We start from the raw sequence: 25,024 nt of genomic DNA, 5'->3' as shown, positions 1-25,024 counted from the left end.
CCGTTCTGTTTCCTCCGGCAACCCCCGCGGCTCCGGACCGTGTTGGCGCTGAAGCGCCTGCCCGCACCACTCCGGGCCTTGGGGGTCAAGCTGCCGCCAAAGGCGCCAGTGCAGGAGTCTCCCGACGGTCTTGGCCGGGTCTCGTCGGAGGGAATGGTCCCTCCGGGAAGCAACGGAGACTTACCATGCAGAACATCGTCATTCTCGCCGGCAACATCGGTCAGGCCCCTGAAACCCGCACCACAAACGGCGGCACCAGCATCACCCACTTCACGCTCGCCACCTCGCGCCCCCGCTACTCGGAAGGCAGGGTCATCCGGGACGAGAACGGCTACCGGGTCCAGGACACCGAATGGCACCGCATCACCGCCTTCAACGGCCTCGGCAAAACGATCCAGCAGCATTGCGAGAAGGGGATGAAGGTTCTTGTGCGCGGCCGCATTCACTACACGAAATGGACTGACCAGCAGAGCGTCGATCGCTACGGCTGCGAGATCATCGCCGAGACGGTGGATTTCCTGAGCCGGGCGAAGCAGACCCAGAACGACGGCGACAACACCGTCGATGACGACGAGATTCCGTTCTAACGGGCGGGATACCGGAAATCCCGGCGGCGAAAGCCGCCGGGATTTTCCATGTGCGCGTCGGATCGCGGCCGCCACGCGCTTCCCTTTCTGGCCATGGACGCCGAGGCCCCATCCGGCTCAGGCGAAAAGCCGCGCCCGACTCCGTTCCCACCATATTCGGCGGCGGACACGCGGCAGCGCCCCATCTCGACGGTATCGCAACCATCAGGGTGAAGGCAGGGCTACGGCAGCGCGCAACGCGAAGATTTCCGCTCCGGTTGGCGGGCACCACCCCGCTTTTTGAGGCTGACCCTGGTTTCAATCCCGGCCTCGCGTGGGGTCAACCCTCGTGGGGTCCGCTACGCGAAGCGTGCGGTCAGCTCGGCTTCGCCTCTCTGATGACCCCGGCCGCGACCGAAACACATCGGGCGCCTGTCGAGCGGGGATGATCCCCGCCTCCAGACAGGAGCTGCGAAAAATGTCCCTCGCCAACGCCCAAGCCTTCGCCTTCAGCCTCGCCGCCACCCTGATGGTCACGATCATCATCTATCGAGCCGGCGACGGCACCATGAGCGTCATGCCCGCCGCGGAATATGATGGAGAGGCCGACACCATCGTCGGCGAGATTGATCCGTTCGCTTGAGCCGGATGGGGCCTCGGCCCTCGCCTTCGGCAAAAGGCACGACCGAATCAGTCGTCGGTCGATTGCGCGCCCCGCAGCGCGATGAAGCGACTTTCGGCTGGATCGAGGCGAGAACTACGACTATTATAGTCGTAGTTCTGGCAAGTGCGTTCGCGCCGGTGGGAGGTGATCATGCATGATCACTTCCCGACAATCGCGGGCCGCTCGCGCGTTGCTGGGTTGGACGCAGGAGACGCTCGCTGACAAGGCCCGCATATCGCTGACCGCGTTGAAACGCCTCGAATCCGAAAGCGGTCTCGAGGTTTACGAAACGACGCGCGATCAGGTGCGCAGGGCATTCGAAGCAGCGGGAATCGTTCTGCTCTCCACCGACAAAGGGCAAGGGGTTCTGCTGCATCATGACACGCCCAACCATCAGCGTCGTCGATAGCCGTTTCGCCCCATCGGACTATTTGTTGCCTTCCCAAGATGCACGCATCGGGCGATGGTTAAAATATAGTAACCGTGAGAATGTCCTGCGATGACGGGACGGTCGATACCTGCATTTCTGGACGAACCGCCGCTAAGTCAGCGGCTGACCCCGTATGATCGCGAGCATATGGTTCTCTATCTGCGGCTGCTCGACGCAGCGCGTGATGGCGCCGACTGGCAGGAAGCCGTTCAAATCCTGTTTGGCCTCGACCCACAAAACAATCCGCAGCGCTGTCGCCGGATCCATGACACACACCTTGCCCGTGCGCGCTGGATGACCGAGCACGGTTATCGCGAGCTGGTGCGCGAAAGTCAGCGTCACTGATCCATACGATGCCGCCGCGGCATCGCCCCCGCCAAACTTCGCGACTTCAGCATCACAATCGCTCCGGGAATGCTGGCTCCCTCGCAATCTACGGAGGGAGGAACGACGATGGTACCGGACGCTTCAGGATGGCGTTCCTCGGCGCTCTATCTCCATATTGACGGGCTTGCAGCCTCTGACATCGCTTGGGAATGGCTCCGTCGCAACGAAGCGTATGATCATGATTTCGATGCGCACTCCCGCAACAAGAAAGACCCTCAATCGCTGACCGACAGGATTCGGCAGCGTTGGGGGCTGCGATTTCCCGCTTGATCCGCTACAGGCTCCTCCCAAAGCGCAGGTGTTCTGGCTCCCGCATGCCGACACCAGCACAATTGTGCTGGCGGCAGCTCCCGCGATTTTCTCTTTGGATCGCGATGCACGAGCCGTATTTGATATCGCTGGTTCGGTCGAACAGGATGGCGAAACGCATCTTTTCTACGAGGTGAGCAAGAACCAGCATCTCCAGCTCATCCTCCCCGCCGGCCAGACGCCTGCGGTTCCCTTGGTCGCCATGGTCCCGATTAGTCTCGAAGGATTTGATCGGGTGGAGTCCATTTACCGCCTTCTTGCGACACTCTATGGCCGCGCTGTGCCGCCGGACGCACGCCTCACGCGACAGAAACGCAGACGGATGCGTCACATGCTGCAAGCATTCGACGGCTTCCGGGATGGCGCCACCCAACAGGAAATCGCCCAGATCATCTTCCGTCTTCCACGGATGAAGCGGGACGACTGGCAGATATCCTCAGCCCGCCATACCGTCATGGCCTTGCTGCGCGATGCCCATGCGATGGTCGCTGGAGGCTATCGAACGTTGCTGCGCCACCGACGGTCCCAGGGTTCGCGAACCAGGCGAGCCGAAAACGACGAACAATAAACGCAGAACGTTGACGTTACATGATCGCAGGGCTCCTGCGGACGCGTTGCCCGTCTCTCGCGAACCGCTGACGTACAACGTCAACATCGCAACGCTTTTCACAAAATTCCTTTCATCCGCCGCGAACTCGTCTTTGCTGTCAGCCCGCCCCAGCGACTCGGCGGACGTGGTGTGGGATTTCAGGCCCCCCTAAAATCCCACTCCATCTCACCTGTTTCTCTTCGCCATCGTGGTCTTCGCCCGCCGCTGATTTCCAGCGGCTCACGCAAGCACCACGAAAGGCCGATCCATGCGACCCGAACTCGCCGTTCTCCCGCCGCGCTTCCTGCGCACCAAGGAAGCCGCCGAATTCCTCGGCCTGTCAGCCCGGACACTCGAAAAGCACCGAACCTACGGAACCGGCCCGGCTTACCGAAAGCTCGGCGGCCGCGTCGTCTATGCCATCGACGATCTCGAAGCCTGGGCCGATCGCGGCGCCGTCACCTCGACCTCTGATCCGCGCGGTTCGGTTCTTCCCGCCAAGCGCCAGTCGCCGACGTTGCCGGCGCGCGCAGGACGATACGCACGCTGACAGCGCACAATTTTCCGAATGACGGCGCGGCACCAGCCTTCTTCGGAGCGCGGGCAGCTCGATCTGTTCCGGGCGCTCCCCGGCGACTTCGCCCCACGAGACGCGCAGGATCTCATGGCCTATCCGTTCTTCTCCCTCGCCAAATCGAAACGCATCGCGCCGATCGATTTCAACGCCGGCGATGTGACCATCCGGGTCGAGGCCGTGCCCGATCACGGCATGGCGACCATCTGGGATGCCGACATCCTGATCTGGGCCGCGAGCCAGATCGTTGAGGCGCGCGACGCGGGCTTGCGCACCTCCCGGCTCATGGCGACGACGCCTTATGAGATTTTGACCTTCGTCGGCCGCGGCGTCTCGCTGCGCGATTACCAGCGCCTAAAGGCCGCGCTCGACCGCCTCCAATCCACCACCGTCGCGACCTCGATCCGCCAGCCGGCGGAAGGCCGCCGGCATCGCTTCTCATGGATCAACGAGTGGCAGGAGCGGACCGATCGCGACGGTCGCCCTGTCGGCGTCGAGCTGATCCTGCCGGACTGGTTCTATCGCGCCGTTCTCGATGACGCACTCGTTCTGACCATCGATCGCGCCTATTTCGATCTGACCGGCGGGCTCGAACGCTGGCTCTACCGCGTCGTGCGCAAACACGGCGGTCGCCAGTCCTTCGGCTGGAGCTTCGATTTCGCTCACCTCCACCAGAAATCCGGCAGCCTCTCGCCGCTGAAGCATTTCGCCTACGACCTGCGCGACATCACCCGCCGCCAACCCCTGCCTGGCTACCGGCTCTCCATCACGCAGCAGGCCGGCGGTCCCGAACTGCTCACCTTCGTCGCAACCGATCCGACCTTTTTCACCCCGCCGCGCCCGCGACGGAAACCGTCAACGCGCTTTGGGGACAAGCTGTGAATTCACTCGTGCTATCGGGGACCGCCCTTATCGTGCCATCAGGGACCCGATCCTCGTGCTATCGGGGACCGGAATCGACGATTCATCGCCGTGATTCAAAGGCTTGCGACGGCCGTAACTTCTCTAACCTAGATTCCTTCGGAATCTTTCTAACGCCCCCGCACTTTTGCGCGCTTGCGGATAACCTCCGCAGCGATGGCGCAAAGGCCGGAAACAGCAGGCAATCCGCCGCTGTTTTGCTCCTTGAATCGGAGACTCGCTTTCCTTCAATCGTGAACTGGCTCGGCAGGTTCACGGTCGGAGGCGCGTCATGATCGTGGCGCTCCTCAATCAAAAAGGTGGTGTCGGCAAGACGACACTGGCGCTGCATCTCGCGGGCGAATGGGCCGGCAAGGGGAAGCGGGTCACGCTGATCGATGCGGACCCGCAGGGTTCGGCTCTCGACTGGTCGCAACAACGCGCCCGCGAACGCCAGCCACGACTGTTCGGCGTCGTCGGCCTCGCGCGCGATACTCTGCATCGTGAGGCGCCGGAGTTGGCGCGCGACGTCGATCACGTCGTGATCGACGGGCCGCCGCGTGTCGCCGGGCTGATGCGTTCAGCGCTGCTGGCCGCCGACCTCGTGCTGATCCCGGTGCAGCCGTCGCCGCTCGACGGTTGGGCCTCGGCGGAGATGCTCGCGCTTCTGAACGAAGCTCGCATCTATCGCCCCGGCCTTGCCGCACGGTTTGTCCTCAACCGTTGCGGCGCACGCACCGTCATCGCCCGCGAGACGGCCGAGACGCTGGCCGATCACGATCCACCGGTGCTGCGCACCGCGATCGGGCAGCGCGTCATCTACGCCGACGCCGCGCAGTCGGGCCGACTCTCTTTCGAGATCGATGACGATGGCCCCGCTGCGCGCGAGATCGATGCGCTGGCGACCGAGATTGAGCAGCTTCGCATCGGGAGGATCGCACCATGACGATCCTCACCGGCGATTGCCGCCACCTCATGCCGGCGCACGGACCGTTCGATCTGATCCTCGCCGATCCGCCCTATGGCGACACGTCGCTCGCCTGGGACCGTCGGGTCGACGGATGGATCACGCGCGCTCGCGATGCGCTTAGCCTGACCGGCTCGTTGTGGGTGTTCGGCTCGCTGCGATGCTTCATGGCGACGGCCGACCGCTTCGCCGACGCTGGCTTGCGCATCGCGCAGGAAATTGTCTGGGAGAAACAGAACGGCTCCAGCTTCCATGCCGATCGCTTCAAGCGCGTGCATGAACTGGCCGTCCAGTTCTACCCAACTGAGACGCCGTGGAGTGACATCTACAATGATGTGCAGACGACGCCCGATGCAACGGCGCGCACCGCGCGACGCAAGCAACGTCCGTCGCATACCGGCCAGATCGATGCCGGCCACTATCTCAGCCATGACGGCGGGCCAAGGCTCATGCGCTCCGTCATCTACGTGCGCAATTGTCATGGCCGCGCGATCCATCCGACCGAGAAACCGTCAGCGCTTCTCGAAATTCTGATCCGCACGAGCTGCCCCGAAGGCGGCCTGGTCGGCGATTGGTTCGCCGGTTCCGGCGCGGCCGGTGAAGCCTGCCGGCTCAGCGGCCGTCGTTATCTCGGCTGCGAGATCGATGCCGTCATGGCTGAGCGCGCCCGCGCGCGCATAGCAGCCCTGCTGCCATTCCATGGTGGAGGCGCGGCATGACAGAGCGCGCCGACAAACGCCGGTTTGTGTCCCGGCCGGGCAATCCCGAAAAATGGATCAGAGCGACTGAACCGCAACCGACCGGCATGGCCGCCGGCGATGCGTTCACCGCCCGCCTGACGATCGACATCACGCCCGACCTGCGCGGTCGCATCAAGGTCGCGGCCTTCCGGCGCGGCATCACCGTCGCCGAGGCGTTGCGCGAGCTGCTCGCGCGCGAATTTCCACCCATCGCGGGAGATCAGCCATGACGGGCAGAGCGGCCCATCGCGCGCACAGCCGTCCGCAGCCGGACGGGCCTGCGCCGTTCACGACATTGGTCGAACTGACCTTCCAGAAACAGAAGGTCGAGCACTGGATCAGGTTCGGCCGCAAGAATTACGAACAGATCCTCGATCGCCGCCGCAGCATCGTCGGGTTCGCGCCGAACAGCATTTTCGCTTTCGTCCGCTGGGCGGCGGGCGAGTACGGCACGATTATCTCGCGCATCGACATCGTGCGCGCGGTGCGCCGCGGCGAGCCGTTCCAGACGCTGCCCTTCGTGCGTCCCGGCGGCGACATCCTGCTCAAGCTCGAAGGCTGGCCGAAGGTCGAGCGCGTGCTGCAGGCGATCGACGCGATCGAGCATCTCGGCATCGATCCCGCAGCGGTCTCGCCCGACCACTGGCGGCATGTTCACAACCGAATGACCGCCGGCCAGGAATCTCGCGCCTACACGCCAGACCAGCATCACGCCTACCTGCTGCGCCGAAGGGTCGAGCCATGACGCGCTTTGGCTTGATATTCACGACCGCGCTCGCGGCCATGGGCGTCGGCTATCCCGGCCTCACGCCGATGCCGATCAAGCTCATCTGGAACGCATCGGCCAGTGCGCCGATCGGCTTCTACTCGATCGACTTCGAGGGACCGTTCGAAGTCACCGATCTGGTCGCCGTCGATGCGTCGGAACCACTCGCCACCTTCCTCGCCGAGCGTGGCTATCTGCCGAAGGGCGTGCCGCTGTTGAAGCGTATTCTCGCCGTGTCCGGGCAGGCGGTTTGCCGCTCGAACCTCGCCATCACCGTCGATGGCGTCAATGTCGGCGTGGCGCTCGACCGCGATCGCGCTGGCCGCGATCTTCCGGTCTGGCAGGGCTGCCGCCGCATCGCGACCGGCGAAGTCTTTCTCATGAACTGGCAGGTCAACGACAGTCTCGACGGCCGCTATTTCGGCCTGACCTCCACCGACCAGATCATCGGCCGCGCTATCCCGCTGTGGACCGACGAGGATGGCGACGGTCGCTTTCAATGGCGCGCACCGACGCGCTGACCGCCTTTCCTTCGGCGGGAGCGGTGCTCGCCGATGGCTTTCCCAACCTCACCGTCAAGGAGACCATCATGCCGCAAATCGGACAGTTCACGCGTGAGGAATCCCGCATCGTCGGGCGCATCGAGACATTCACACTTTTCCACGACATCGTCATCGTTCCGGCCGATCCGTCGGATGCGGAGAATGCGCCGGACTACCGCATCCATGACCACGATCCAGGCGTCCGGGACATCGGCCCGGAGATCGGCGCGGGCTGGAAACGCACCGGCGAGAAGGCCGGCGAATACATCGCGCTGGTGATCGACGATCCGGGTTTGGGGCAGCCGATCCGCGCCAACCTGTTCCGTGACGACGATGCCGGCAATGCCTGGTCGCTGCACTGGTCGCGTCAACGCGATCGCAGCGAGAAGGATTGAGCGATGCCTGGCTCTCGTTCGCCGACGAGTCATCTGAATGTGTCCGGGCTGCATCATGCGGCCCGGCGCATGGCTCTTCTTCTCCTTTCCGGCCTTGCCATCGCGAACGTCATGCCGGCGGTCACGATGGCGCAGGGCTTAGCCGTCGCATCGACCTCGGCCAGCGATCCCTATGCCGCCCATATCATTGAAGCCGCGACGCGCTTCCGCTTGCCGGCTGTTTGGATTCGCGCCGTCCTGCGCACGGAAAGCGCCGGCGATCCGCGCGCCACCTCGCCGAAGGGCGCGATGGGTCTGATGCAGATCATGCCGGCGACATGGGCGGAGCTGCGCGCTCGCCATCGTCTCGGCGTCGATCCCTACAACGTGCATGACAACATCATCGCGGGTAGCGGCTATATCCGCGAGCTGCTCGATCGCTATGGATCGCCGGGCTGGATCGCAGCCTACAACGCCGGTCCCGGTCGCTACGACGAGGCGTTGAACGGCCGTCCGCTACCGGCGGAAACCCGCGCCTATGTCACCACTGTCGCGTCGGCCATCGGCTCCGGCGGGACAATGATGGCGGCTGCCGATCCGCTCGCCTGGACCCGCGCACCGCTGTTCATCGCGCAGCCGGATCGTAGATCAGCCGCCGATCCTATGCCGCCCGGCCGTTCATCCGTCATCGCTCCGAATGCAGCCCCGGCGCGCGATCTCTCCGCCATCGTTCCACGATTGGGCGGCCTGTTCGTCGCGCGTTCGGGCGATAGGACCACGCCATGAGCCTGCTCGGCATCTGTCGCACGGTCTCGGGCTCCCGCGTGTCATGGCGTGCAGGGAGGGTGGAGGCAGGCAAAACGACCGGAAGAGGGCAAGGTAAAAGCCCATGCCCAGATCAACGCAAGCCATTGGCATGGCTTGCGTTTTCGCGGGCATGGCGGTCGGTCGCGCGCATACTGCCCGGATTTTGCGAGCGTTTTCAACGCTTCGATATGCACGGCGCGATTTGCGCGCCGATCGGAGCGCCGGCATGAGCGAGCGCGATAGCGACTTCCGCATCAAGCCGGGCCGCGTCCGTTCGACGCGCGCGCCGAGGACAAAGAGCTTCGTCAATCAGGTTCTCGCCGCCGCGCAGCGTGCTGGCCATACGCCCAGAGCAGCGCCGGCGGGCAAGGCAGGCCGGCGCCTCGGCCACTCGACCTTCGGGCGTGGCCGCAACGTCTTCGGCCGCTCCCGAATCTTCTCGCCGCAGCGGCGCGTCGTCATCAAGGCGCGCATCGCCCGCCATCAGGGCAAGGCGTATCGCTCGGCGCCACTGACCAGCCACCTCAGTTATCTCAAGCGCGAGGGCGTGAGCCGCGACGGAGAGAAAGGCGTCATGTTCGACGCCGGAACCGATCGCGCCGATGACTTCGCCTTCATCGAAAGGTGCAAGGACGACCGGCATCATTTCCGGTTCATCGTCTCGCCCGAGGACGCGGCCGAGATGACCGACCTCAAGGCGTTCACCCGCGACCTCGCCCGGCAGATGGAAGCCGATCTCGGCACGCGCCTCGACTGGATCGCCGTCGATCACTGGAACACAGACAATCCCCATGTCCATCTCCTGGTGCGCGGCGTCGACGAGACCGGCGCCGATCTCGTGATCTCGCGCGACTATATCAGCCGGGGCCTACGCTCCCGCGCCATGGACCTGGTCGACATAGAACTCGGCCCGAAGCCCGAACACGAAATTCGCAACGCCCTGGAAAAGGAAATCACCGCCGAGCGCTGGACCCGCATCGATGGCGAGATTCAACGCGCCGCCGACGAAACCGGTTTCATCGATCTGCGGCCCGACCAGAGTGGTCCCTCCGATCCCGAACTGCGCCGCCTCATGGTCGGCCGTCTCCAGCATCTCGAGAAGATGGATCTCGCGTTCGAGGGAGAGCCTGGCCAGTGGACGGTCGGAGTCGGAGCCGAACGCACGCTGCGCGATCTCGCCATCCGCGGCGACATCATCAAGACCATGCACCGCGCCTTCGCCGGGCGCGACCAGGATCGCGGCTTTTCCGATTTCGTGATCGACGGCGGCGCAGCCGAGGCGCCGATCATTGGCCGTCTCGTCGATCGCGGCCTGCATGACGAGCTGAGCGGTGAGGCCTATGCCGTCATCGATGGCGTCGACGGGCGTGCGCATCATGTCCGCTTTCGTGACATCGACGCCTTCGAACGCGCTCCGGCCAATGTCGGCATCGTCGAGGTTCGCCGCTTCGGTGGTTCCGAGGAGGCACGTCCGACCCTCGTACTCGCGACGCGCTCTGATCTCGATCTGCAGGCGCAGGTCACGGCGCCCGGCGCGACCTGGCTCGATCATCGCCTTGTCGAGCGCGAGGCGATGCCGCTCGCACAATCAGGCTTCGGGCAGGAGGTGCGCGACGCCATACATGCGCGGGCCGATCATCTCGCCGATCAGGGACTGGCGCGCCGGGATGGCCAGCGCATCGTCATGCAGCGCGATCTTCTTACGACGCTGCGTCGGCGTGAACTCGATGCCGTCGGCGAGAAGCTCGCGGCCGAGACCGGCCTGCCGCATGTGAAGGCACAGGCCGGCGAGCATGTCACCGGCACCGTGCGCCAGCGCCTGACGCTGTCCTCCGGCCGCTTCGCGATGATCGACGACGGGCTCGGCTTCCAGCTCGTCCCCTGGTCCCGCGACCTCGAACGCAAGCTCGGCCAGCACGTCGCCGGTGTCGCCAAGGAGGGCGGCGGCATCGAATGGGCGATCGGCCGCAAGCGCGATCTCGGCATCTGACATCAGCAGAAAGGATCTCGCCATGTCCGCGACCAAAATCCTCTGGGGGCAGATTCTCGTCGTCACCCTCATCGTGCTCGCCACCACCTGGGGCGCCACACAATATGTCGCCTGGCAGCTCGGGTTTCAGGCGCAGCTTGGAACACCCTGGTTCAAGCTCGGCGGCGTATCCGTCTACTATCCGCCAGCCTTTTTCTGGTGGTGGTATTTCTACGACGCCTATGCGCCGGGCATTTTCACGGAAGGCGCCTTCATCGCCGCGTCCGGCGGTTTCATCGCGATCGCTGTCGCCATCGGCATGTCGGTCTGGCGCGCGCGTGAGGCCAAGAACGTCGCCACCTACGGCTCGGCGCGATGGGCCGAGAAGAAGGAGGTGGTGGCAGCGGGCCTGCTCGGCGCCGACGGCGTGGTGCTGGGGCGGCTGGACCAGGATTATCTGCGCCACGACGGGCCGGAGCATGTTCTGTGCTTCGCGCCGACGCGATCCGGCAAGGGCGTCGGCCTGGTCGTGCCTTCGCTGCTGACCTGGCCGGGCTCGGCCATCGTCCATGACATCAAGGGCGAGAACTGGCAACTTACCGCCGGGTTTCGCGCAAAACATGGCGGCGTGCTGCTGTTCGATCCGACCAATCCGAAATCGTCCGCCTACAATCCGCTGCTCGAGGTGCGCCGCGGCGAATGGGAAGTCCGTGACGTGCAGAATGTTGCCGATGTCCTGGTCGATCCCGAAGGCTCGCTCGACAAGCGAAATCATTGGGAGAAGACCAGCCACTCGCTTCTCGTCGGCGCGATCCTGCATGTCCTCTATGCCGAGGAGAACAAGACGCTCGCCGGCGTCGCCGCCTTCCTCTCCGATCCGAAGCGATCGATCGAGGCGACGCTGTCGGCGATGATGGCGACGAAGCATCTCGGCGAAGCCGGCCCGCATCCGGTTGTCGCCTCGACGGCGCGCGAACTGTTCAACAAATCCGACAACGAGCGCTCCGGTGTGCTCTCAACCGCCATGTCGTTCCTCGGCCTCTATCGCGACCCTGTCGTCGCGGAGGTGACGAGCCGCTGCGACTGGCGCATCGCCGACCTCACGACCGACGACAAACCCGCCACGCTCTACATGGTCGTGCCGCCATCCGACATTTCGCGGACAAAACCGCTGATCCGCCTTGTCCTCAACCAGATCGGCCGGCGCCTCACCGAGGACCTGCACGCCAAGGAGCGCAAACACCGCATCCTGATGATGCTCGACGAGTTCCCGGCGCTCGGCCGTCTCGACTTCTTCGAATCGGCGCTCGCCTTCATGGCCGGCTACGGCATCAAGAGCTTCCTCATCGCCCAGTCGCTCAACCAGATCGAGAAGGCCTACGGCGCCAACAATTCGATCCTCGACAATTGCCATGTCCGCGTCAGCTTCGCCACCAATGACGAACGGACCGCCAAGCGCGTCTCGGATGCGCTGGGCACCGCGACCGAGATGAAGGCGATGAAGAACTATGCCGGGCACAGGCTCTCGCCCTGGCTTGGCCATCTGATGGTGTCGCGCTCGGAAACCGCCCGGCCGCTGCTCACCCCCGGCGAGATCATGCAGCTCCCGCCGACCGACGAGATCGTCATGGCCGCCGGCACGCCGCCCGTCCGGGCGAAGAAAGCGCGCTACTACGATGATGTCCGGTTTCGCGAACGTGTGCTGCCGCCGCCCGATCCAACGAAATCCGGGCGCACCCGTCATAAGGATGGATGGTCGACGCTCCAGCCCCAAAAGCCCGATCCCGCGCTGATAGCCGCCCACAAGCCCGACAAGGCCAATGCGGGCCTGCGCCGGGAACCCGAGCTTCCCGACCATGTTGCGATCGTCAAGGAGACGACCGAGATGCGTCCCGCCGAGGAGTTCACGCGCATCCTCGACGACGAGCCGGAAGACGTCGCGCGCCAGCGCCAGGCGCTTCGTCGCCAAATGACCGGCATCGCCCGCCAGGTCTCGCTCGATCCCGGCGACGGCATGGAGCTCTGACACCATGCGCGACCGTCTCAATCTCACTTTGCCCGTCGAACTGATCGGACGCATCAATGAGCTTGCCGATCGCAAGAAATTACCTCGATCCGCGATCGTCGAGGCGGCCGTCAGTTCGTTCCTGTCGCCCGACCACGCGGACGCGCGCGAAGCAGCCTTCGCACGCCGGCTCGACAGGCTGTCCCGACAGGTCCAGCGGATGGAGCGCGATCTCGGCGTCACCGCCGAAACACTGGCACTCTATGTGCGCTTCTGGCTGTCGATCACCCCGCCCGTACCACCGGACGCCCACGCTGCCGCGCAGGCCAAAGGTCGCGAGCGGTTTGACGGCTTCGTGGAGACGCTCGGCAAGCGATTGCAGAAAGGCCAGAGCTTTCTGCGCGAGATTCCCGACGACGTTCCGGTCGCCCCTCCAAATGAGGAGCCTAGGTGACCGCTTCGCCACGCACGATGAGAACTATTCCATGAACGTGGCGAGGTTTGCCAACGTCGACCGCAGGCCGACATCGTGATCGGCTTGGCTGATGCCGACGGGGACATTTTCGCAAGTGATAGTCACCTTCGTCCCGGCAGGCGCTGGAGACAGGCTCCACGTCATCCGCATGTCCCCTGCAAAAGCAGGGTCTTCCGATTCAAACGTCACAGCATGAACGACCTTCTCGTCGCGGACGAATTCGATGAACCGGCCCTCGACGATATCCGTGTCCTCAGCGGTCTTGCCCCGCTTCTCGTGATCCCCGCGATAGGTCAGCACCATCCTGTAGCGCCCGCCAACGCGCGGCTCGAATATTTCGACGCGGCCGATCATCCCGGCAGGCGGCAACCATCGTTCCCATGCGCTCCCATCGACGAGCACACGATAGATTGTCTCGGCCGGCGCCGCGATCAAGCGCGCTGCTGAGTCGATCCTTCGCTCTGCACCAGACTTGTCCATCATGGCCCTCCTTGCATCGTCTTGAATGCGCTGCTCCGCCGTTCTCCTGTATTTGCACGCTACGCTACTACGCCTCCGATTTCTTGTTGAAGTCGCCTCAGATCTGGCTCTTTTAATCAGCCCCGCATGGGGATGCGTCTGTCAGTCCCGGCTGGAAATCGGGGCGATATGGCGGTTGTACATCAACATTCGGAACGTCACGCGCGCGGCGCGCGCATGCTGCGCACGGCGCTCGGTCCGGCCATCGCGCGGTTTCTGGAAGATGCTGCTGTCGTCGAGGTGATGCTGAACCCGGACGGGCGCATTTGGATCGACCGTCTCTCCGAAGGGCTGGCTGATACGGGCGAGCGACTGTCGGCAACCGATGGCGAACGCATCGTGCGTCTGGTCGCGCATCACGTCGGCGCGGAGGTTCACGCGCGGAGCCCGCGTGTCTCCGCCGAGCTTCCCGAAACTGGTGAACGCTTCGAAGGGCTGTTGCCGCCGGTCGTCGCCGCGCCTGCCTTCGCCATCCGTAAGCCGGCCGTCGCCGTCTTCACACTCGACGACTATGTGACTGCTGGGATCATGCGCGCCGATCAGGCCGTGACGCTGCGCTCAGCCGTCGCAGCGCGCGCCAACATCCTCGTCGCGGGCGGCACATCGACCGGCAAGACCACGCTGACCAACGCGCTGCTCGCCGAAGTGGCGAAGACCGCCGATCGCGTCGTCATCATCGAGGACACGCGCGAGCTGCAATGCCGCGCGGAAAACCTTGTCTCGCTCCGCACGAAAGACGGCGTCGCCACGCTCTCCGATCTCGTCCGTTCCTCGCTGCGCCTGCGCCCCGACCGCATCCCCATCGGCGAGGTGCGCGGCGCCGAAGCGCTTGATCTCCTCAAAGCCTGGGGCACCGGCCATCCCGGCGGCATCGGCACGATCCATGCCGGAACCGGCATCGGCGCGCTGCGTCGCCTCGAACAGCTCATCCAGGAAGCCGTCGTCACCGTCCCGCGCGCGCTGATCGCCGAGACCATCGACCTCGTTGCCGTCCTCTCCGGCCGCGGGTCCGCGCGCCGGCTCGCCGAACTCGCCCGCGTCGAAGGGCTCGGCGCTGACGGCGACTACCACATCACCGCTGCCACCTCGAACCCCATGGAGCCCGCATGATCCGTACAGCCATCCATATCCGCCGCACCGTCGCAACGGCTGTCGCCGTCGCCACCATCAATCTCATCCTCGCACCAGTCGCTTACGCCTCCGGTTCGTCGATGCCGTGGGAACAACCGCTTCAGAAAATCCTTCAGTCGATCGAAGGTCCGGTCGCCAAGATCGTCGCCGTCATCATCATCATCGCGACCGGCCTGGCGCTTGCGTTCGGCGATACTTCGGGCGGCTTTCGCCGCCTGATCCAGATCGTCTTCGGGCTTTCGATCGCCTTCGCCGCGTCGAGCTTCTTCCTGTCCTTCTTCTCCTTCGGCGGCGGGGCGCTCATCTGATGGCGGTCGCCTTCGAGCAACTCGACGCCGTTCCGGGATATTCGGTCCCGGTCCATCGTGCGCTGACCGAGCACATCCTGCTCGGCGGCGCACCGCGCTCCATCGCGATCCTCAACGGGACGCTGGCCGGGGCCGTGGGCCTCGGCCTGCGCCTCTGGCTGGTCGGCCTCCTCATCTGGGCCGTCGGCCATTTCGCGGCGGTGTGGGCGGCGAAACGCGATCCGCTCTTCGTGGAAGTCGGCCGCCGCCATCTGCGCATCCCCGGTCATCTGTCGGTCTGAGGAGCGCAATCCATGATGAATCTCGCCGAATATCGCCGTTCCGCCAGCCGCCTTGCCGACTATCTGCCGTGGGTCGCACTCGTTGCCGAAGGCATCGTGCTCAACAAGGACGGCAGCTTCCAGCGCACGGCGCGCTTTCGCGGTCCCGATCTCGATTCCGCCGTCGCGGCCGAACTAGTCGCCGTCGCCGGACGCATCAACAACGCCTTTCGTCGCCTCGGCTCCGGCTGGAGCATTTTTGTCGAAGCGCAGCGTTATGAGGCCGCGACCTATCCTGCGAGCCAGTTTCCCGATCCTGCCTCTGGTCTGCTCGACGCCGAGCGCAAGGCCGATTTTGAGGAAGCGGGCAGCCATTTCGTCTCGGGCTACTTTCTCACCTTCCTCTATCTGCCGCCGGCCGAGGACGCCGCGCGCACCGAAGCGTGGCTCTATGAAGGCCGAGAAAAGTCAGGCGTCGATCCGCACGAGGTGCTGCGGGCTTTCACCGACCGCACCGACCGCGTGCTGGCGCTGCTCGACGGCTTCATGCCGGAATGCGCCTGGCTCGATGATAGCGAGACGCTGACTTACCTCCATTCCTGCGTTTCGACGAAACGTCATCGCGTCCGTGTTCCCGAGATGCCGATCTATCTCGACGCGCTGCTGGCTGATCAGTCGCTGACCGGCGGGCTGGAGCCACGCCTTGGCGATCAGCACGTTCGCATCCTCACCGTCACCGGTTTCCCGACCGCGACGACGCCCGGCCTGCTCGACGACCTCAACCGTCTGGCGTTCCCGTATCGCTGGTCCACCCGCGCGATCCTGCTCGACAAGACCGACGCGACGAAGCTGCTCGCCAGAATCCGCCGCCAGTGGTTCGCCAAGCGCAAGTCCATCGCCGCGATCCTCAAGGAAGTCATGACCAACGAGGCATCCGCCCTCGTGGATACCGACGCTGCAAACAGGGCCGCCGACGCGGACATGGCCTTGCAGGAGCTTGGGCAGGATGTCGCCGGCATGGCCTATGTCACCGCGACGATCACGGTCTGGGACGCCGATCCGCGTCTCGCCGACGAGAAGCTGCGGCTGGTCGAGAAGGTCATTCAGGGCCGCGACTTCACGGCCATGATCGAAGGTGTGAACGCCGTCGATGCCTGGCTCGGCTCGCTCCCCGGACATGCCTACGCCAATGTCCGCCAGCCGCCCATCAGCACCTTGAATCTCGCCCACATGATCCCCCTGAGCGCCGTGTGGGCGGGGCCGGAACGGGATGAGCACTTCGGGTCGCCCCCCTTGCTCTATGGCAAGACCGATGGAAGCACCCCGTTCCGGTTATCCCTTCATGTCGGAGACGTCGGCCACACGCTGGTCGTCGGCCCGACCGGCGCGGGCAAGTCCGTGCTGCTCGCGCTGATGGCGCTTCAGTTCCGGCGCTACGATCGTTCTCAGGCCTTCGCCTTCGATTTCGGCGGCAGCATCAGGGCGGCTGCGCTCGCCATGGGAGGCGACTGGCACGATCTCGGCGGCGGCCTGACCGAAGGCTCCGACGCTTCCGTTTCGCTCCAACCGCTCGCGCGCATCCACGACACCTATGAGCGTGCCTGGGCGGCCGATTGGATCGTGGCGATCCTGATGCGCGAGGGCATCGCGATCACCCCCGAAGCCAAGGAGCATATCTGGACGGCGCTGACCTCGCTCGCCTCCGCGCCGGTCGAGGAACGCACCATTACGGGCCTCAGCGTCCTGCTCCAGTCGAACGACTTGAAGCAGGCATTGCGCCCGTATTGCGTCGGTGGCGCCTATGGCCGGCTGCTCGACGCCGAGGCCGAGCAGCTCGGCCGTGCCGCCGTGCAGGCATTCGAGATCGAGGGGCTGGTCGGCACCGGGGCGGCTCCGGCCGTACTGTCCTACCTGTTCCATCGCATCGGCGACCGGCTCGACGGACGGCCGACGCTGCTCATCATCGACGAAGGCTGGCTTGCGCTGGACGATGAAGGCTTCGCCGGCCAGCTCCGCGAATGGCTGAAGACCCTGCGCAAGAAGAACGCATCTGTCATCTTCGCCACGCAGTCGCTATCGGACATCGACGGGAGCAATATCGCGCCGGCCATCATCGAGAGCTGCCCGACACGGCTGCTCCTGCCGAACGAACGCGCGATCGAGCCGCAGATCACGGCGATCTATCGCCGCTTCGGTCTCAACGATCGCCAGATCGAGATCCTGGCGCGGGCGACGCCCAAACGCGACTATTACTGCCAGTCGCGGCGCGGCAACCGCCTGTTCGAGCTGGGCCTGTCCGAAGTCGGCCTCGCGCTCTGCGCCGCCTCCTCGAAATCCGACCAGACGCTGATCGCCAACCTCGTCGCCGAACATGGCCGCGAAGGCTTCCTCGCCGCGTGGCTGCGCGCCCGCGACGCCGGATGGGCGGCCGATCTCATCCCGACTTTCCCGTCCCTCATCCCCCAAGCCGAAAAGGAGATTGCATGATGAAGACCCGTTTTATCCGCTCGCGCGCCGTAATGCTGGCCGCGACCATGCTCGCGGCGCCCATCGCGCTCACACCGATGCTCGCAACGCCCGCGCACGCACTGATCGTGTTCGATCCGTCGAACTATGCGCAGAACGTGCTGACCGCCGCGCGCTCACTCGAACAGATCACCAATCAGATCACGTCGCTCCAGAACCAAGCGCAGATGCTCATCAACCAGGCGCGCAATCTGGCGAACCTGCCGTATTCCGCGCTCCAGCAGCTTCAGCAGAACGTCCAGCGCACCCAGCAGCTTCTCAGCCAGGCGCAGAACATCGCCTTCAATGTCCAGCAGATCGACCAGATTTTCAGCCAAAAATACGGGAGCGTCTCGATGTCGGCGACCGATCAGCAACTCATCACCGACGCGCGCTCGCGCTGGCAGAACACGGTCGGCGGTTTGCAGGACGCGATGCGCGTGCAGGCGGGTGTCGTCAGCAATATCGACAGCAACCGCACGCAGATGTCGGCGCTGGTCAGCCAGAGCCAGTCGGCGACCGGCGCGTTGCAAGCGACACAGGCCGGCAACCAGCTCCTCGCGCTTCTCGCCCAGCAGCTTGCCGATCTCACCGCTGTCGGCGCCGCCAATGGCCGCGCGCAGATGCTGACCGAAGCCGAGCGCACGGCTGCCGCCGAACAGGGCCGCGAGCGGCGCCGCCGCTTTCTAGCGCCGGGCAGCGGCTACCAGCCCGGCAACGCGCAGATGTTCAACGGCAACTGAGAACCAGAAGTGAGCATCGTCATGGACGGCAAGATGCTGGCGCGCATCGGCGCAATCATGTTCGTCGCGGTCGCCATTACGGCGACGGCGATCGAGCTGACCCGCAAGGACGACGCGCCGACATCTTCGTCAATGCCGCAGCTCCGCCCCGCAACCGATCCGCTGCGCGACGCGCAGCGCCGCTGTCAGCAGCTCGGGCAGGCCGCGGCGAACGACGCCGAATGCCTGCGCGTCTGGGCCGAGACCCGCGACCGCTTCCTCGGAAAGACGCCGGCGCCCACCGCGCCTCTCACTCCGGAAGGGCGGTGATGCATGGGTAGCGGCGTTATCGACAATTTCCTCGGCGTTTTTACCCGCTATATCGACTCCGGCTTCGGGCTGCTGTCCGGCGAGGTCGCATTCGTGGCGAGCACGCTGATCGTCATCGACGTGACGCTGGCGGCCCTGTTCTGGAGCTGGGGCGCCGATGACGACATCATCGCGCGCCTCGTCAAGAAGACGCTGTTCGTCGGTGTCTTCGCCTATCTGATTTCCAGCTGGAACAATCTCGCCAAGATTGTCTTCGACAGCTTCGCCGGCCTCGGCCTGAAGGCGAGCGGGACGGGGTTTTCGGCGGCGGACCTGATGCGTCCCGGCAAGGTCGCGCAGACAGGCCTCGACGCCGCCCGGCCGTTGCTCGACGCGATCTCGCCCCTGATGGGCTGGATCTCGGTATTCGAGAACCTGATTCAGATCGTCTGCCTGCTCTTCGCCTGGGCGCTGGTGATCCTCGCCTTCTTCATTCTGGCGATCCAGCTCTTCGTCACCCTCATCGAATTCAAGTTGTCGACGCTCGCCGGCTTCGTGCTGATTCCCTTCGGCCTGTTCGGCAAGACCGCCTTTATGGCCGAGCGGGTGCTCGGCAATGTCATCTCCTCCGGCATCAAGGTTCTCGTCCTTGCGGTCATCATCGGCATCGGTTCGACGCTGTTTTCGCAGTTCACGCAGAGCGCCAGCGCGCAGACGCTGACTGTCGATCAGGCCATGGCCATCGTGCTGGCCGCGCTGTCGTTGCTCGGTCTCGGCATCTTCGGTCCCGGCATCGCCAATGGTCTCGTCTCCGGCGGTCCGCAGCTTGGCGCGGGCGCCGCCGTGGGAACCGGCCTTGCAGTCGGGGGCGCGGCAGTGGCTGCCGCCGGAGCGGCGGGCCTGGCCGCCAAGGGAGGAGCAGCGGCCATCTCGGGCGGCTCGGCGGCCGTTCGTGGCGGCGCCACGGCTGCCGGCGCCGCTTCGTCAGCCTACACTCTTGGTTCTCTCGGGCAGTCTGGCGCATCCCGCGTGGCCTCCGGCCTTGGTGGCGTCGCGCGCGCCGCCGGCTCGGCCGTCGCATCACCGCTACGCCGCGCCGCCGCCCGCGCCGGCGAGAGCGTCAAATCAAGCAACGCTGATGGCGCGAAAGCCGGATTCGCCATGACAGGCGGCGCCTCGACCAAGGGAACGGTGGGGAGCGCCCCTGCAGCCGATGCCTCATCCGCCGAAAGCCAGGCAACGGTAAGCGGCGGCGCGCCCGGCTGGGCCAGGCGCATGAAGCGCCATCAGGCCGTGAGCCACGGCGTCAGCGCCGTTGCTCATGCCGTCCGCTCCGGCGACAGCCACGGCTCCGGCTCCTCCGTCAACCTCTCCGAAAGCGACCGCTCATGAACCCCTTCAGACGCCCCGCCGCACATTACGGCAAGACACCACAACCCGAGACGCCCTACCAGCGCGCTGCCCAAGTATGGGACGAGCGCATCGGCTCGGCCCGCATACAGGCGAAGAACTGGCGCTACATGGCCTTCGGATCGCTGATCCTGTCGGCCGGCTTCGCCGCCGCGCTTGTCTGGCAATCCGTTCGCGGGACCGTCGTGCCGTGGGTGGTGCAGATCGACAATCTCGGCCAGGCGCAAACCGTCGCGGCCGCTACGGCCGACTATCGCCCGACCGATCCGCAAGTGGCCTGGCATCTCGCCCGCTTCGTCGAACAGGTCAGGAGCATTCCAGCCGATCCGATCATCGTCCGGCAGAATTGGCTGCGCGCCTATGAATGGACAACCGATCGCGGCGCGGCCGCGCTCAACGATTATGCCCGCGCCAACGACCCCTTCGCCAAGGTCGGCAAGCAGCAGGTCGCGGTGGAAGTCTCCAGCGTCATCCGCGCTTCGGCGGATTCCTTCCGCGTCGCCTGGATTGAGCGTCGATACGAGGACGGAAAACTCTCCGCGACCGAGCGCTGGACCGCGATCCTGACCATCGTGGTTCAACCGCCGCGCGACGCCGAACGGCTCAAGGCCAATCCGCTCGGCATCTACATCCACGCAATCTCATGGTCGCGGGAGATGAGCCAATGACCGGGCCGACGATCCGCAAAGGCGGGATGCCATCTTTCCGTAAATACGCAATCGCGGCTTTGCTGCTTTCCGCAAGCGCGCTTGCGGGCTGCGCCAGCAAGCCGCCGGAGATTACCTACGATTCAAGCGTGCCGCCTTTGCCCGCCGTTCCGGCCGCTGTCACCGATGACCGCCCGAAGCCGCTGCATGTTCCACCAGCGTGGACGCCTGCACGCGGAGGTGTCGCCGCAGGCACGCCGACAGCCCGCGTTGAGAACGCCAACGCCGCCGCCCGCGTTCAGCCGCGCCGCGAAAGCTATTACAACGCGATCCAGATTTATCCGTGGTCGGATGGCGCGCTCTACCAGGTCTATGCCGCGCCGGGACAGATCACCGACATCGCGCTCGAGCCCGGTGAAAGCCTGACCGGCGCAGGCCCGATCGCAGCGGGCGACACCGCGCGCTGGATCATCGGCGACACCGAGAGCGGCAGCGGCGCCACGCGGCGCGTCCATGTGCTGGTGAAGCCTTCGCGCGCCGACATCACGACCAATCTCGTCGTCACCACCGACCGGCGCACCTACATGCTCGAACTGCGCTCCGGCCAGAAGCCCTATATGCCCGCTGTCGCCTGGGCTTATCCGCAATCCCCCAGCCAGCGGCAGGCCATGCCGGCGACGCCGGTCATTCCGGCCGCCGCCGAGCGCAACTATCGCTATGGCCTCACCGGCGACAATCCACCTTGGAAACCCATCGCTGTCTATGACGACGGCCGCCGCGTCTATGTCGAATTCCCGCGTGGCATCGTGCAAGGCGAGATGCCGCCGATCTTCGTGATCGGCCCTGAGGGCGAGACACAGATCGCCAATACACGCATCCATCAACACATTCTGATCGTCGATCGCCTGTTCGGCGCGGCCGAGCTGCGCCTCGGCAGCGGCGACCGCCAGCAGACCGTTCGTATCGTCCGGACCGACGGGAGGCCGTCATAATGAGCGACAATTCAACCAATACCGCTGCCCCGATGCGTCTTCGTGCCGAGCCGCCGCGCGTCACCCGCCTGTCGCGCAAGGTGCTCGCCAGCGTCGCGGCCGTTGCCCTGGTCGGCATCGGCGGATCGCTGATCTACGCCCTCCAGACCCGCAATGCCGGAAAGGAGGGCGAGGAGCTGTATTCGACCGGCAACCGGCAGCCCGCCGATGGTCTCGCCGGCCTGCCGCGCGACTATACTGGCCCCGTTCTCGGGCCGCCGCTGCCGGGCGATCTCGGTCGGCCGATCCTGTCCGCACAGAATGCAGGCCAACCCGTCGTGCCGCCTGTCGTTCCGGCGCCCGCCGTCGACGAGACCGAGCAACGCCGTCGCGCCGAGGAGGAAGCCGCCCGCACCAGCACCGTGTTCTTCCAGTCGCGGGCAGGTTCGCCGGCCGCGGCCGGAACACCAACGCCGGGCTTTGCCGGCTTCGACATGCCGGGCCTGTCAGGGCTGCCCGGTCAGCAGACGGCGCAGGACAAGCAACTCGCATTCCTGAACGCGCCCGTCGATCGCCGCACGACCTCGTCGGATCGCGTCATGGCGCCAGCTTCGCCATTCGTGCTCCAGGCCGGCGCCGTCATTCCGGCCGCGCTCATCACCGGCATCCGTTCCGATTTGCCAGGTCAGATCACCGCGCAGGTGACCGAGAACATCTATGACAGTCCCACGGGCCGCATCCTGCTCGTGCCGCAGGGCGCCCGCATGATCGGCCAATATGACAACAACGTGCAGTTCGGGCAGCGCCGTGTGCTGCTCGTCTGGAACCGCATCATCATGCCGAACGGTCGCTCCATCGTGCTGGAGCGCCAGCCCGGCGCCGACACGCAAGGCTATGCCGGGCTTGAAGATGGCGTCGATTACCACTGGTGGGATCTCGCCAAGGCTGCCGGCCTCTCCACTTTGCTCGCGGTTGGCTCCGAACTCGCCATCAGCGACGAGAACCGGCTGCTGCGCGCAATCCGCAGCGGCGGGCAGAACACCATCAATGACGCTGGCCAGCAGATCGTCCGCCGTCAGCTCAATGTCGCGCCGACGCTGACCATCCGGCCGGGATTCCCGGTCAGGATTGTAGTGACGAGAGATTTGATACTCGAGGCATACAGAGGATAATCCCATGACCAAACTAAAACTCGGCCCCATCGCCGACGACAGACCGGTGAAGATCGCACTGGAACTGCCGGCGGCCTTGCATCGCGATCTCTTGGAATATGGCCGTCTGCTGGCCGAAGGCGCGACGCCGATCGAACCCGCCAAGCTGATCGTGCCGATGCTGGAGCGCTTCATCGCCACGGATCGCGGATTCGCGAAGGCGCGGCGCATCTCCGGTTCCGCGAAGCTTTGACCTGCACTGGCGCCGGATTTCCTTCCCCCTCGACCGCTCTCGCTCCCCCAATCGTATTGTCATCGGAGCGGGTTCTATGTCCGAATCTTTGAGGCCATCAAACGCGCGAGGTTCAACAGCCGGTCGGCAGCGGGATTGTTGTTCATCGGCGACCACACAACGCTGAACGGCAGGATTTCGTTGCGCATCGGCCGATAGCTGATCCCCGGAATCTGCATCGCGGTCGTCGCCTCGCTGGTCAGCGTCAATCCTCGCTCGGGGGAGACGAATGCCAGAATACTATCCCGCCCGACGAATTGCGCATTGATTTCCGGATGCTGGCCCAGGTCCGCAAGGTGCTGGACCAGATAGTCGCGGATCTCCTCGCCGGGCGCCCTGTCGCTGACGATGAACTTTTCTCCCAACAGATCCACCCAATCCAATTCGTCATGTTTGCAGAGAGGATGTCCACTCGGCAGCACCAGAAACACACGCTCAGACCAGAGCTGCTCAGTCTCGCATTCCGACCAATGGATTGTTCCGGTAATGAAGGCCACGTCCAGCCGAAGCTGTCGAATTGCCGCGATATGTTCGGAAGGATTTCCGTCGATCAGTTCGACATAGACCCCAGGATGCACCTTCGCGAAAGCATCCAGAAGTTCGCGTAGAAAGCCGGAGGCTATCGAGGAGAAAATGCCAGTTCTGATCCTTCCTTCTCGCCCGTGCGCGACGACGGCGGCGTCTCCAGCTCCCTCCTGAACATGGCGAAGCGCGCGTTTCGCTCGCGGCAAAAAGCGCTCACCGGCGCTTGTGAGCTCAACGCCCCAACTGCATCGCTGGAAAACGGCGACGCCGAGATGCCCCTCAAGGTCGCGAATGCGGCGGCTGATTGCCGATTCCTGGACGCGAAGCGCAGCACTGGCCTTGCGGAAGCTGCCATGCTCGACCGCCGCTACAAAATAGCGCAGGTGTCGAAGTTCGATCGCAGAAATCCGTGTGCCATTCGCGCAATCTCCGCGCAGGGAGCCGGCAACAGCACTCCCTGCACGGGACGCTGTCATTTTGCCCTTTCTCTTTTCGTGACAGTGAGACGACCGTTGACCCCTTCCGCCTCGAACTTCACCTCGTCTCTGACCTTCACCGCCTTCAGCATTGCCGGGGCGGCGGCAACGAACACCATGGCCATGCCATCCATATCCAGATTCTCGATCGGCCCGTGCTTGAGCGTCACCTTGTTCTGGCCTTGATCGATTTTGGTCACTTGGCCTTGGGTCGGAATCGTCTGGGCCGACACGGCCGTTGAGAAGATAGCTGCGGCCCTGGCTATGGTAAGTTTACGCCCCATCCCTTGTATGCGGGCGCGCGCCGCCGATAACAGCATGACAGTATTCACGTCTTGCCCTCCTGACGCAGCCGCTTGTAGAGGGCTTCGACGGCATCGGAAAAATCCAGCAACGTGTTTTTCGCGCAATGATCTTCCAGAAACTGAAGTTGATTGACGAGGCCGAAGGTTGCGGGATTAAGATCCAACCCCTCATCGACGCCGGGAGGCCTGCTCAGGATGATTCCGCTCATGTAGCCTTGAGCCCACGCCAGATAGTCTCTCCGAACCAACGGATTCGATCTGACGTCATCGTTGAACTGGCGGCATGTCGCAGCGCCCAAGCCGACAATCTTTGCCTTTGGCGCTTCCGCCCGCAGGTCCCGCCCTGCGTCGGCTGCAAGCAAGGCAAGCGAAGACAGGGTCAGTAGACCAAACAAGCGGCCAACGCTCCCGCCGGCGAACCGGACGAAT

The 25,024-nt window shown here is 64.7% G+C and carries 34 protein-coding genes; 29 read left to right on the top strand and 5 right to left on the bottom strand.

The features are described from left to right. Positions 1-185 precede the first annotated feature (185 nt). The 5 genes from ACS3WB_RS12700 to ACS3WB_RS12680 all read left to right on the top strand — a co-directional run bounded on the left by ACS3WB_RS12700 (position 186) and on the right by ACS3WB_RS12680 (position 2,317). Positions 186-587, top strand: a complete 402-nt coding sequence (locus tag ACS3WB_RS12700) for a single-stranded DNA-binding protein (RefSeq protein WP_046845526.1) — start codon at positions 186-188, stop codon at positions 585-587. 457 nt (positions 588-1,044) lie between these two features. Next, complete coding sequence (locus tag ACS3WB_RS12695; RefSeq protein ID WP_200185647.1) at positions 1,045-1,209, top strand: hypothetical protein; 165 nt, start codon at positions 1,045-1,047, stop codon at positions 1,207-1,209. A 175-nt stretch (positions 1,210-1,384) separates the two neighbouring features. After that, positions 1,385-1,639: a helix-turn-helix domain-containing protein gene (locus ACS3WB_RS12690; protein WP_046845525.1), complete on the top strand. Its 255-nt coding sequence runs from the start codon at positions 1,385-1,387 to the stop codon at positions 1,637-1,639. 90 nt (positions 1,640-1,729) lie between these two features. Continuing rightward, a complete protein-coding gene (locus tag ACS3WB_RS12685) occupies positions 1,730-2,005 on the top strand; it encodes a DNA -binding domain-containing protein (protein ID WP_046845524.1) in 276 nt (91 codons plus the stop codon). 108 nt (positions 2,006-2,113) lie between these two features. Continuing rightward, positions 2,114-2,317 (top strand): transcriptional regulator domain-containing protein, encoded by a 204-nt coding sequence (locus tag ACS3WB_RS12680; protein WP_046845523.1) that lies wholly within the window; start codon positions 2,114-2,116, stop codon positions 2,315-2,317. Between the two features lie 4 nt (positions 2,318-2,321). Here the strand turns inward: ACS3WB_RS12680 and ACS3WB_RS12675 are convergent, their stop codons facing one another. After that, entirely contained in the window at positions 2,322-2,507 is a 186-nt protein-coding gene (locus ACS3WB_RS12675; RefSeq protein ID WP_438275875.1) for a hypothetical protein, read from the bottom strand. A 51-nt stretch (positions 2,508-2,558) separates the two neighbouring features. Here ACS3WB_RS12675 and ACS3WB_RS12670 point away from each other — a divergent pair, with 51 nt between their 5' ends. From ACS3WB_RS12670 to ACS3WB_RS12610, 13 genes are all read left to right on the top strand, one after another. Next, positions 2,559-2,924: a DUF2285 domain-containing protein gene (locus tag ACS3WB_RS12670; protein ID WP_438275874.1), complete on the top strand. Its 366-nt coding sequence runs from the start codon at positions 2,559-2,561 to the stop codon at positions 2,922-2,924. Positions 2,925-3,213: 289 nt separating this feature from the next. Next, positions 3,214-3,495, top strand: coding sequence for a helix-turn-helix transcriptional regulator (locus ACS3WB_RS12665; RefSeq protein WP_046845521.1), 282 nt, complete (start codon positions 3,214-3,216; stop codon positions 3,493-3,495). 18 nt (positions 3,496-3,513) lie between these two features. Then, entirely contained in the window at positions 3,514-4,401 is an 888-nt protein-coding gene (locus ACS3WB_RS12660) for a replication initiator protein A (protein WP_046845520.1), read from the top strand. 310 nt (positions 4,402-4,711) lie between these two features. Next, positions 4,712-5,365 (top strand): ParA family partition ATPase, encoded by a 654-nt coding sequence (gene parA, locus ACS3WB_RS12655; protein ID WP_046845519.1) that lies wholly within the window; start codon positions 4,712-4,714, stop codon positions 5,363-5,365. Beyond that, complete coding sequence (locus ACS3WB_RS12650) at positions 5,362-6,105, top strand: DNA-methyltransferase (RefSeq protein ID WP_046845518.1); 744 nt, start codon at positions 5,362-5,364, stop codon at positions 6,103-6,105. Before parA ends, ACS3WB_RS12650 begins: the two co-directional genes overlap by 4 nt. Next, positions 6,102-6,356 carry a hypothetical protein gene (locus ACS3WB_RS12645; protein ID WP_046845517.1) on the top strand — a complete coding sequence of 85 codons (255 nt, stop codon included), beginning with the start codon at positions 6,102-6,104 and terminating at the stop codon, positions 6,354-6,356. Before ACS3WB_RS12650 ends, ACS3WB_RS12645 begins: the two co-directional genes overlap by 4 nt. Beyond that, complete coding sequence (locus ACS3WB_RS12640) at positions 6,353-6,871, top strand: DUF2840 domain-containing protein (protein WP_046845516.1); 519 nt, start codon at positions 6,353-6,355, stop codon at positions 6,869-6,871. The genes ACS3WB_RS12645 and ACS3WB_RS12640 overlap by 4 nt, the downstream gene beginning before the upstream one ends. Beyond that, positions 6,868-7,413 carry a S26 family signal peptidase gene (locus tag ACS3WB_RS12635; protein WP_046845515.1) on the top strand — a complete coding sequence of 182 codons (546 nt, stop codon included), beginning with the start codon at positions 6,868-6,870 and terminating at the stop codon, positions 7,411-7,413. Before ACS3WB_RS12640 ends, ACS3WB_RS12635 begins: the two co-directional genes overlap by 4 nt. Before the next feature lie 68 nt (positions 7,414-7,481). Beyond that, positions 7,482-7,829, top strand: coding sequence for a DUF736 domain-containing protein (locus ACS3WB_RS12630; protein WP_046845801.1), 348 nt, complete (start codon positions 7,482-7,484; stop codon positions 7,827-7,829). 69 nt (positions 7,830-7,898) lie between these two features. Further along, a complete protein-coding gene (locus ACS3WB_RS12625) occupies positions 7,899-8,594 on the top strand; it encodes a lytic transglycosylase domain-containing protein (protein ID WP_438275869.1) in 696 nt (231 codons plus the stop codon). Positions 8,595-8,841: 247 nt separating this feature from the next. Further along, positions 8,842-10,605, top strand: a complete 1,764-nt coding sequence (locus ACS3WB_RS12620) for a relaxase/mobilization nuclease domain-containing protein (protein WP_438275868.1) — start codon at positions 8,842-8,844, stop codon at positions 10,603-10,605. A 22-nt stretch (positions 10,606-10,627) separates the two neighbouring features. After that, on the top strand, positions 10,628-12,610 hold the full coding sequence (locus ACS3WB_RS12615) for a conjugal transfer protein TraG (protein ID WP_046845514.1): 1,983 nt from the start codon (positions 10,628-10,630) through the stop codon (positions 12,608-12,610). A gap of 4 nt (positions 12,611-12,614) precedes the next feature. Beyond that, positions 12,615-13,043, top strand: a complete 429-nt coding sequence (locus tag ACS3WB_RS12610; RefSeq protein ID WP_046845513.1) for a ribbon-helix-helix protein, CopG family — start codon at positions 12,615-12,617, stop codon at positions 13,041-13,043. 24 nt (positions 13,044-13,067) lie between these two features. Here ACS3WB_RS12610 and ACS3WB_RS12605 read toward each other — a convergent pair whose 3' ends face one another. Beyond that, positions 13,068-13,544: an SRPBCC domain-containing protein gene (locus ACS3WB_RS12605; RefSeq protein ID WP_046845798.1), complete on the bottom strand. Its 477-nt coding sequence runs from the start codon at positions 13,542-13,544 to the stop codon at positions 13,068-13,070. Between the two features lie 168 nt (positions 13,545-13,712). Between ACS3WB_RS12605 and trbB the strand changes: the two genes are divergently transcribed. Genes trbB through ACS3WB_RS12550 form a run of 11 tightly spaced genes read left to right on the top strand, consistent with a single transcriptional unit; the run spans position 13,713 to position 23,250 of the window. Continuing rightward, a complete protein-coding gene (gene trbB / locus ACS3WB_RS12600) occupies positions 13,713-14,693 on the top strand; it encodes a P-type conjugative transfer ATPase TrbB (RefSeq protein WP_046845512.1) in 981 nt (326 codons plus the stop codon). Next, positions 14,690-15,022, top strand: a complete 333-nt coding sequence (locus ACS3WB_RS12595; RefSeq protein ID WP_046845511.1) for a TrbC/VirB2 family protein — start codon at positions 14,690-14,692, stop codon at positions 15,020-15,022. Before trbB ends, ACS3WB_RS12595 begins: the two co-directional genes overlap by 4 nt. Continuing rightward, positions 15,022-15,303, top strand: a complete 282-nt coding sequence (locus tag ACS3WB_RS12590; protein WP_046845510.1) for a VirB3 family type IV secretion system protein — start codon at positions 15,022-15,024, stop codon at positions 15,301-15,303. Before ACS3WB_RS12595 ends, ACS3WB_RS12590 begins: the two co-directional genes overlap by 1 nt. A gap of 12 nt (positions 15,304-15,315) precedes the next feature. Next, on the top strand, positions 15,316-17,769 hold the full coding sequence (gene trbE, locus ACS3WB_RS12585) for a conjugal transfer protein TrbE (RefSeq protein ID WP_046845509.1): 2,454 nt from the start codon (positions 15,316-15,318) through the stop codon (positions 17,767-17,769). Beyond that, positions 17,769-18,530, top strand: a complete 762-nt coding sequence (trbJ, locus tag ACS3WB_RS12580) for a P-type conjugative transfer protein TrbJ (protein ID WP_046845797.1) — start codon at positions 17,769-17,771, stop codon at positions 18,528-18,530. Before trbE ends, trbJ begins: the two co-directional genes overlap by 1 nt. 21 nt (positions 18,531-18,551) lie before the next feature. Then, complete coding sequence (gene trbK-alt, locus ACS3WB_RS12575; protein ID WP_046845796.1) at positions 18,552-18,839, top strand: putative entry exclusion protein TrbK-alt; 288 nt, start codon at positions 18,552-18,554, stop codon at positions 18,837-18,839. A 3-nt stretch (positions 18,840-18,842) separates the two neighbouring features. After that, complete coding sequence (gene trbL / locus ACS3WB_RS12570; protein WP_046845508.1) at positions 18,843-20,210, top strand: P-type conjugative transfer protein TrbL; 1,368 nt, start codon at positions 18,843-18,845, stop codon at positions 20,208-20,210. After that, positions 20,207-20,896 (top strand): conjugal transfer protein TrbF, encoded by a 690-nt coding sequence (gene trbF / locus ACS3WB_RS12565; RefSeq protein ID WP_046845507.1) that lies wholly within the window; start codon positions 20,207-20,209, stop codon positions 20,894-20,896. Before trbL ends, trbF begins: the two co-directional genes overlap by 4 nt. Beyond that, positions 20,893-21,867 carry a P-type conjugative transfer protein TrbG gene (gene trbG / locus ACS3WB_RS12560; RefSeq protein ID WP_046845506.1) on the top strand — a complete coding sequence of 325 codons (975 nt, stop codon included), beginning with the start codon at positions 20,893-20,895 and terminating at the stop codon, positions 21,865-21,867. Before trbF ends, trbG begins: the two co-directional genes overlap by 4 nt. Next, positions 21,867-23,018 carry a TrbI/VirB10 family protein gene (locus ACS3WB_RS12555; protein ID WP_046845505.1) on the top strand — a complete coding sequence of 384 codons (1,152 nt, stop codon included), beginning with the start codon at positions 21,867-21,869 and terminating at the stop codon, positions 23,016-23,018. The genes trbG and ACS3WB_RS12555 overlap by 1 nt, the downstream gene beginning before the upstream one ends. Before the next feature lie 4 nt (positions 23,019-23,022). After that, positions 23,023-23,250, top strand: a complete 228-nt coding sequence (locus tag ACS3WB_RS12550) for a DUF2274 domain-containing protein (protein ID WP_046845504.1) — start codon at positions 23,023-23,025, stop codon at positions 23,248-23,250. A 74-nt stretch (positions 23,251-23,324) separates the two neighbouring features. On the opposite strand, the gene ACS3WB_RS12545 is transcribed toward ACS3WB_RS12550, so the two are convergent. Genes ACS3WB_RS12545 through ACS3WB_RS12535 form a run of 3 tightly spaced genes read right to left on the bottom strand, consistent with a single transcriptional unit; the run spans position 23,325 to position 24,990 of the window. Next, positions 23,325-24,290 carry a LysR family transcriptional regulator gene (locus ACS3WB_RS12545; RefSeq protein ID WP_083983989.1) on the bottom strand — a complete coding sequence of 322 codons (966 nt, stop codon included), beginning with the start codon at positions 24,288-24,290 and terminating at the stop codon, positions 23,325-23,327. Beyond that, positions 24,287-24,574, bottom strand: coding sequence for a copper-binding protein (locus ACS3WB_RS12540; protein ID WP_046845794.1), 288 nt, complete (start codon positions 24,572-24,574; stop codon positions 24,287-24,289). Before ACS3WB_RS12540 ends, ACS3WB_RS12545 begins: the two co-directional genes overlap by 4 nt. Before the next feature lie 44 nt (positions 24,575-24,618). After that, a complete protein-coding gene (locus ACS3WB_RS12535) occupies positions 24,619-24,990 on the bottom strand; it encodes a hypothetical protein (protein WP_101536103.1) in 372 nt (123 codons plus the stop codon). Between the last annotated feature and the right edge of the window lie 34 nt (positions 24,991-25,024).

The sequence above is a fragment of the Nitrobacter sp. genome (genome assembly GCF_051535215.1).
Lineage (GTDB): Bacteria > Pseudomonadota > Alphaproteobacteria > Rhizobiales > Xanthobacteraceae > Nitrobacter.
This window is presented reverse-complemented; position numbering and strand designations above follow the sequence as displayed.

Excerpts from the sequence above, each read along its gene's own strand:
- ACS3WB_RS12700 (WP_046845526.1), top strand. The coding sequence starts at position 186 with ATGCAGAACATCGTCATTCTCGCCGGCAACATCGGTCAGGCCCCTGAA.
- ACS3WB_RS12695 (WP_200185647.1), top strand. The coding sequence starts at position 1,045 with ATGTCCCTCGCCAACGCCCAAGCCTTCGCCTTCAGCCTCGCCGCCACC.
- ACS3WB_RS12690 (WP_046845525.1), top strand. The coding sequence starts at position 1,385 with ATGATCACTTCCCGACAATCGCGGGCCGCTCGCGCGTTGCTGGGTTGG.
- ACS3WB_RS12685 (WP_046845524.1), top strand. The coding sequence starts at position 1,730 with ATGACGGGACGGTCGATACCTGCATTTCTGGACGAACCGCCGCTAAGT.
- ACS3WB_RS12680 (WP_046845523.1), top strand. The coding sequence starts at position 2,114 with ATGGTACCGGACGCTTCAGGATGGCGTTCCTCGGCGCTCTATCTCCAT.
- ACS3WB_RS12675 (WP_438275875.1), bottom strand. The coding sequence starts at position 2,507 with ATGCTGGTTCTTGCTCACCTCGTAGAAAAGATGCGTTTCGCCATCCTG.
- ACS3WB_RS12670 (WP_438275874.1), top strand. The coding sequence starts at position 2,559 with ATGGTCCCGATTAGTCTCGAAGGATTTGATCGGGTGGAGTCCATTTAC.
- ACS3WB_RS12665 (WP_046845521.1), top strand. The coding sequence starts at position 3,214 with ATGCGACCCGAACTCGCCGTTCTCCCGCCGCGCTTCCTGCGCACCAAG.
- ACS3WB_RS12660 (WP_046845520.1), top strand. The coding sequence starts at position 3,514 with ATGACGGCGCGGCACCAGCCTTCTTCGGAGCGCGGGCAGCTCGATCTG.
- parA (WP_046845519.1), top strand. The coding sequence starts at position 4,712 with ATGATCGTGGCGCTCCTCAATCAAAAAGGTGGTGTCGGCAAGACGACA.
- ACS3WB_RS12650 (WP_046845518.1), top strand. The coding sequence starts at position 5,362 with ATGACGATCCTCACCGGCGATTGCCGCCACCTCATGCCGGCGCACGGA.
- ACS3WB_RS12645 (WP_046845517.1), top strand. The coding sequence starts at position 6,102 with ATGACAGAGCGCGCCGACAAACGCCGGTTTGTGTCCCGGCCGGGCAAT.
- ACS3WB_RS12640 (WP_046845516.1), top strand. The coding sequence starts at position 6,353 with ATGACGGGCAGAGCGGCCCATCGCGCGCACAGCCGTCCGCAGCCGGAC.
- ACS3WB_RS12635 (WP_046845515.1), top strand. The coding sequence starts at position 6,868 with ATGACGCGCTTTGGCTTGATATTCACGACCGCGCTCGCGGCCATGGGC.
- ACS3WB_RS12630 (WP_046845801.1), top strand. The coding sequence starts at position 7,482 with ATGCCGCAAATCGGACAGTTCACGCGTGAGGAATCCCGCATCGTCGGG.
- ACS3WB_RS12625 (WP_438275869.1), top strand. The coding sequence starts at position 7,899 with ATGGCTCTTCTTCTCCTTTCCGGCCTTGCCATCGCGAACGTCATGCCG.
- ACS3WB_RS12620 (WP_438275868.1), top strand. The coding sequence starts at position 8,842 with ATGAGCGAGCGCGATAGCGACTTCCGCATCAAGCCGGGCCGCGTCCGT.
- ACS3WB_RS12615 (WP_046845514.1), top strand. The coding sequence starts at position 10,628 with ATGTCCGCGACCAAAATCCTCTGGGGGCAGATTCTCGTCGTCACCCTC.
- ACS3WB_RS12610 (WP_046845513.1), top strand. The coding sequence starts at position 12,615 with ATGCGCGACCGTCTCAATCTCACTTTGCCCGTCGAACTGATCGGACGC.
- ACS3WB_RS12605 (WP_046845798.1), bottom strand. The coding sequence starts at position 13,544 with ATGGACAAGTCTGGTGCAGAGCGAAGGATCGACTCAGCAGCGCGCTTG.
- trbB (WP_046845512.1), top strand. The coding sequence starts at position 13,713 with ATGGCGGTTGTACATCAACATTCGGAACGTCACGCGCGCGGCGCGCGC.
- ACS3WB_RS12595 (WP_046845511.1), top strand. The coding sequence starts at position 14,690 with ATGATCCGTACAGCCATCCATATCCGCCGCACCGTCGCAACGGCTGTC.
- ACS3WB_RS12590 (WP_046845510.1), top strand. The coding sequence starts at position 15,022 with ATGGCGGTCGCCTTCGAGCAACTCGACGCCGTTCCGGGATATTCGGTC.
- trbE (WP_046845509.1), top strand. The coding sequence starts at position 15,316 with ATGATGAATCTCGCCGAATATCGCCGTTCCGCCAGCCGCCTTGCCGAC.
- trbJ (WP_046845797.1), top strand. The coding sequence starts at position 17,769 with ATGAAGACCCGTTTTATCCGCTCGCGCGCCGTAATGCTGGCCGCGACC.
- trbK-alt (WP_046845796.1), top strand. The coding sequence starts at position 18,552 with ATGGACGGCAAGATGCTGGCGCGCATCGGCGCAATCATGTTCGTCGCG.
- trbL (WP_046845508.1), top strand. The coding sequence starts at position 18,843 with ATGGGTAGCGGCGTTATCGACAATTTCCTCGGCGTTTTTACCCGCTAT.
- trbF (WP_046845507.1), top strand. The coding sequence starts at position 20,207 with ATGAACCCCTTCAGACGCCCCGCCGCACATTACGGCAAGACACCACAA.
- trbG (WP_046845506.1), top strand. The coding sequence starts at position 20,893 with ATGACCGGGCCGACGATCCGCAAAGGCGGGATGCCATCTTTCCGTAAA.
- ACS3WB_RS12555 (WP_046845505.1), top strand. The coding sequence starts at position 21,867 with ATGAGCGACAATTCAACCAATACCGCTGCCCCGATGCGTCTTCGTGCC.
- ACS3WB_RS12550 (WP_046845504.1), top strand. The coding sequence starts at position 23,023 with ATGACCAAACTAAAACTCGGCCCCATCGCCGACGACAGACCGGTGAAG.
- ACS3WB_RS12545 (WP_083983989.1), bottom strand. The coding sequence starts at position 24,290 with ATGACAGCGTCCCGTGCAGGGAGTGCTGTTGCCGGCTCCCTGCGCGGA.
- ACS3WB_RS12540 (WP_046845794.1), bottom strand. The coding sequence starts at position 24,574 with ATGGGGCGTAAACTTACCATAGCCAGGGCCGCAGCTATCTTCTCAACG.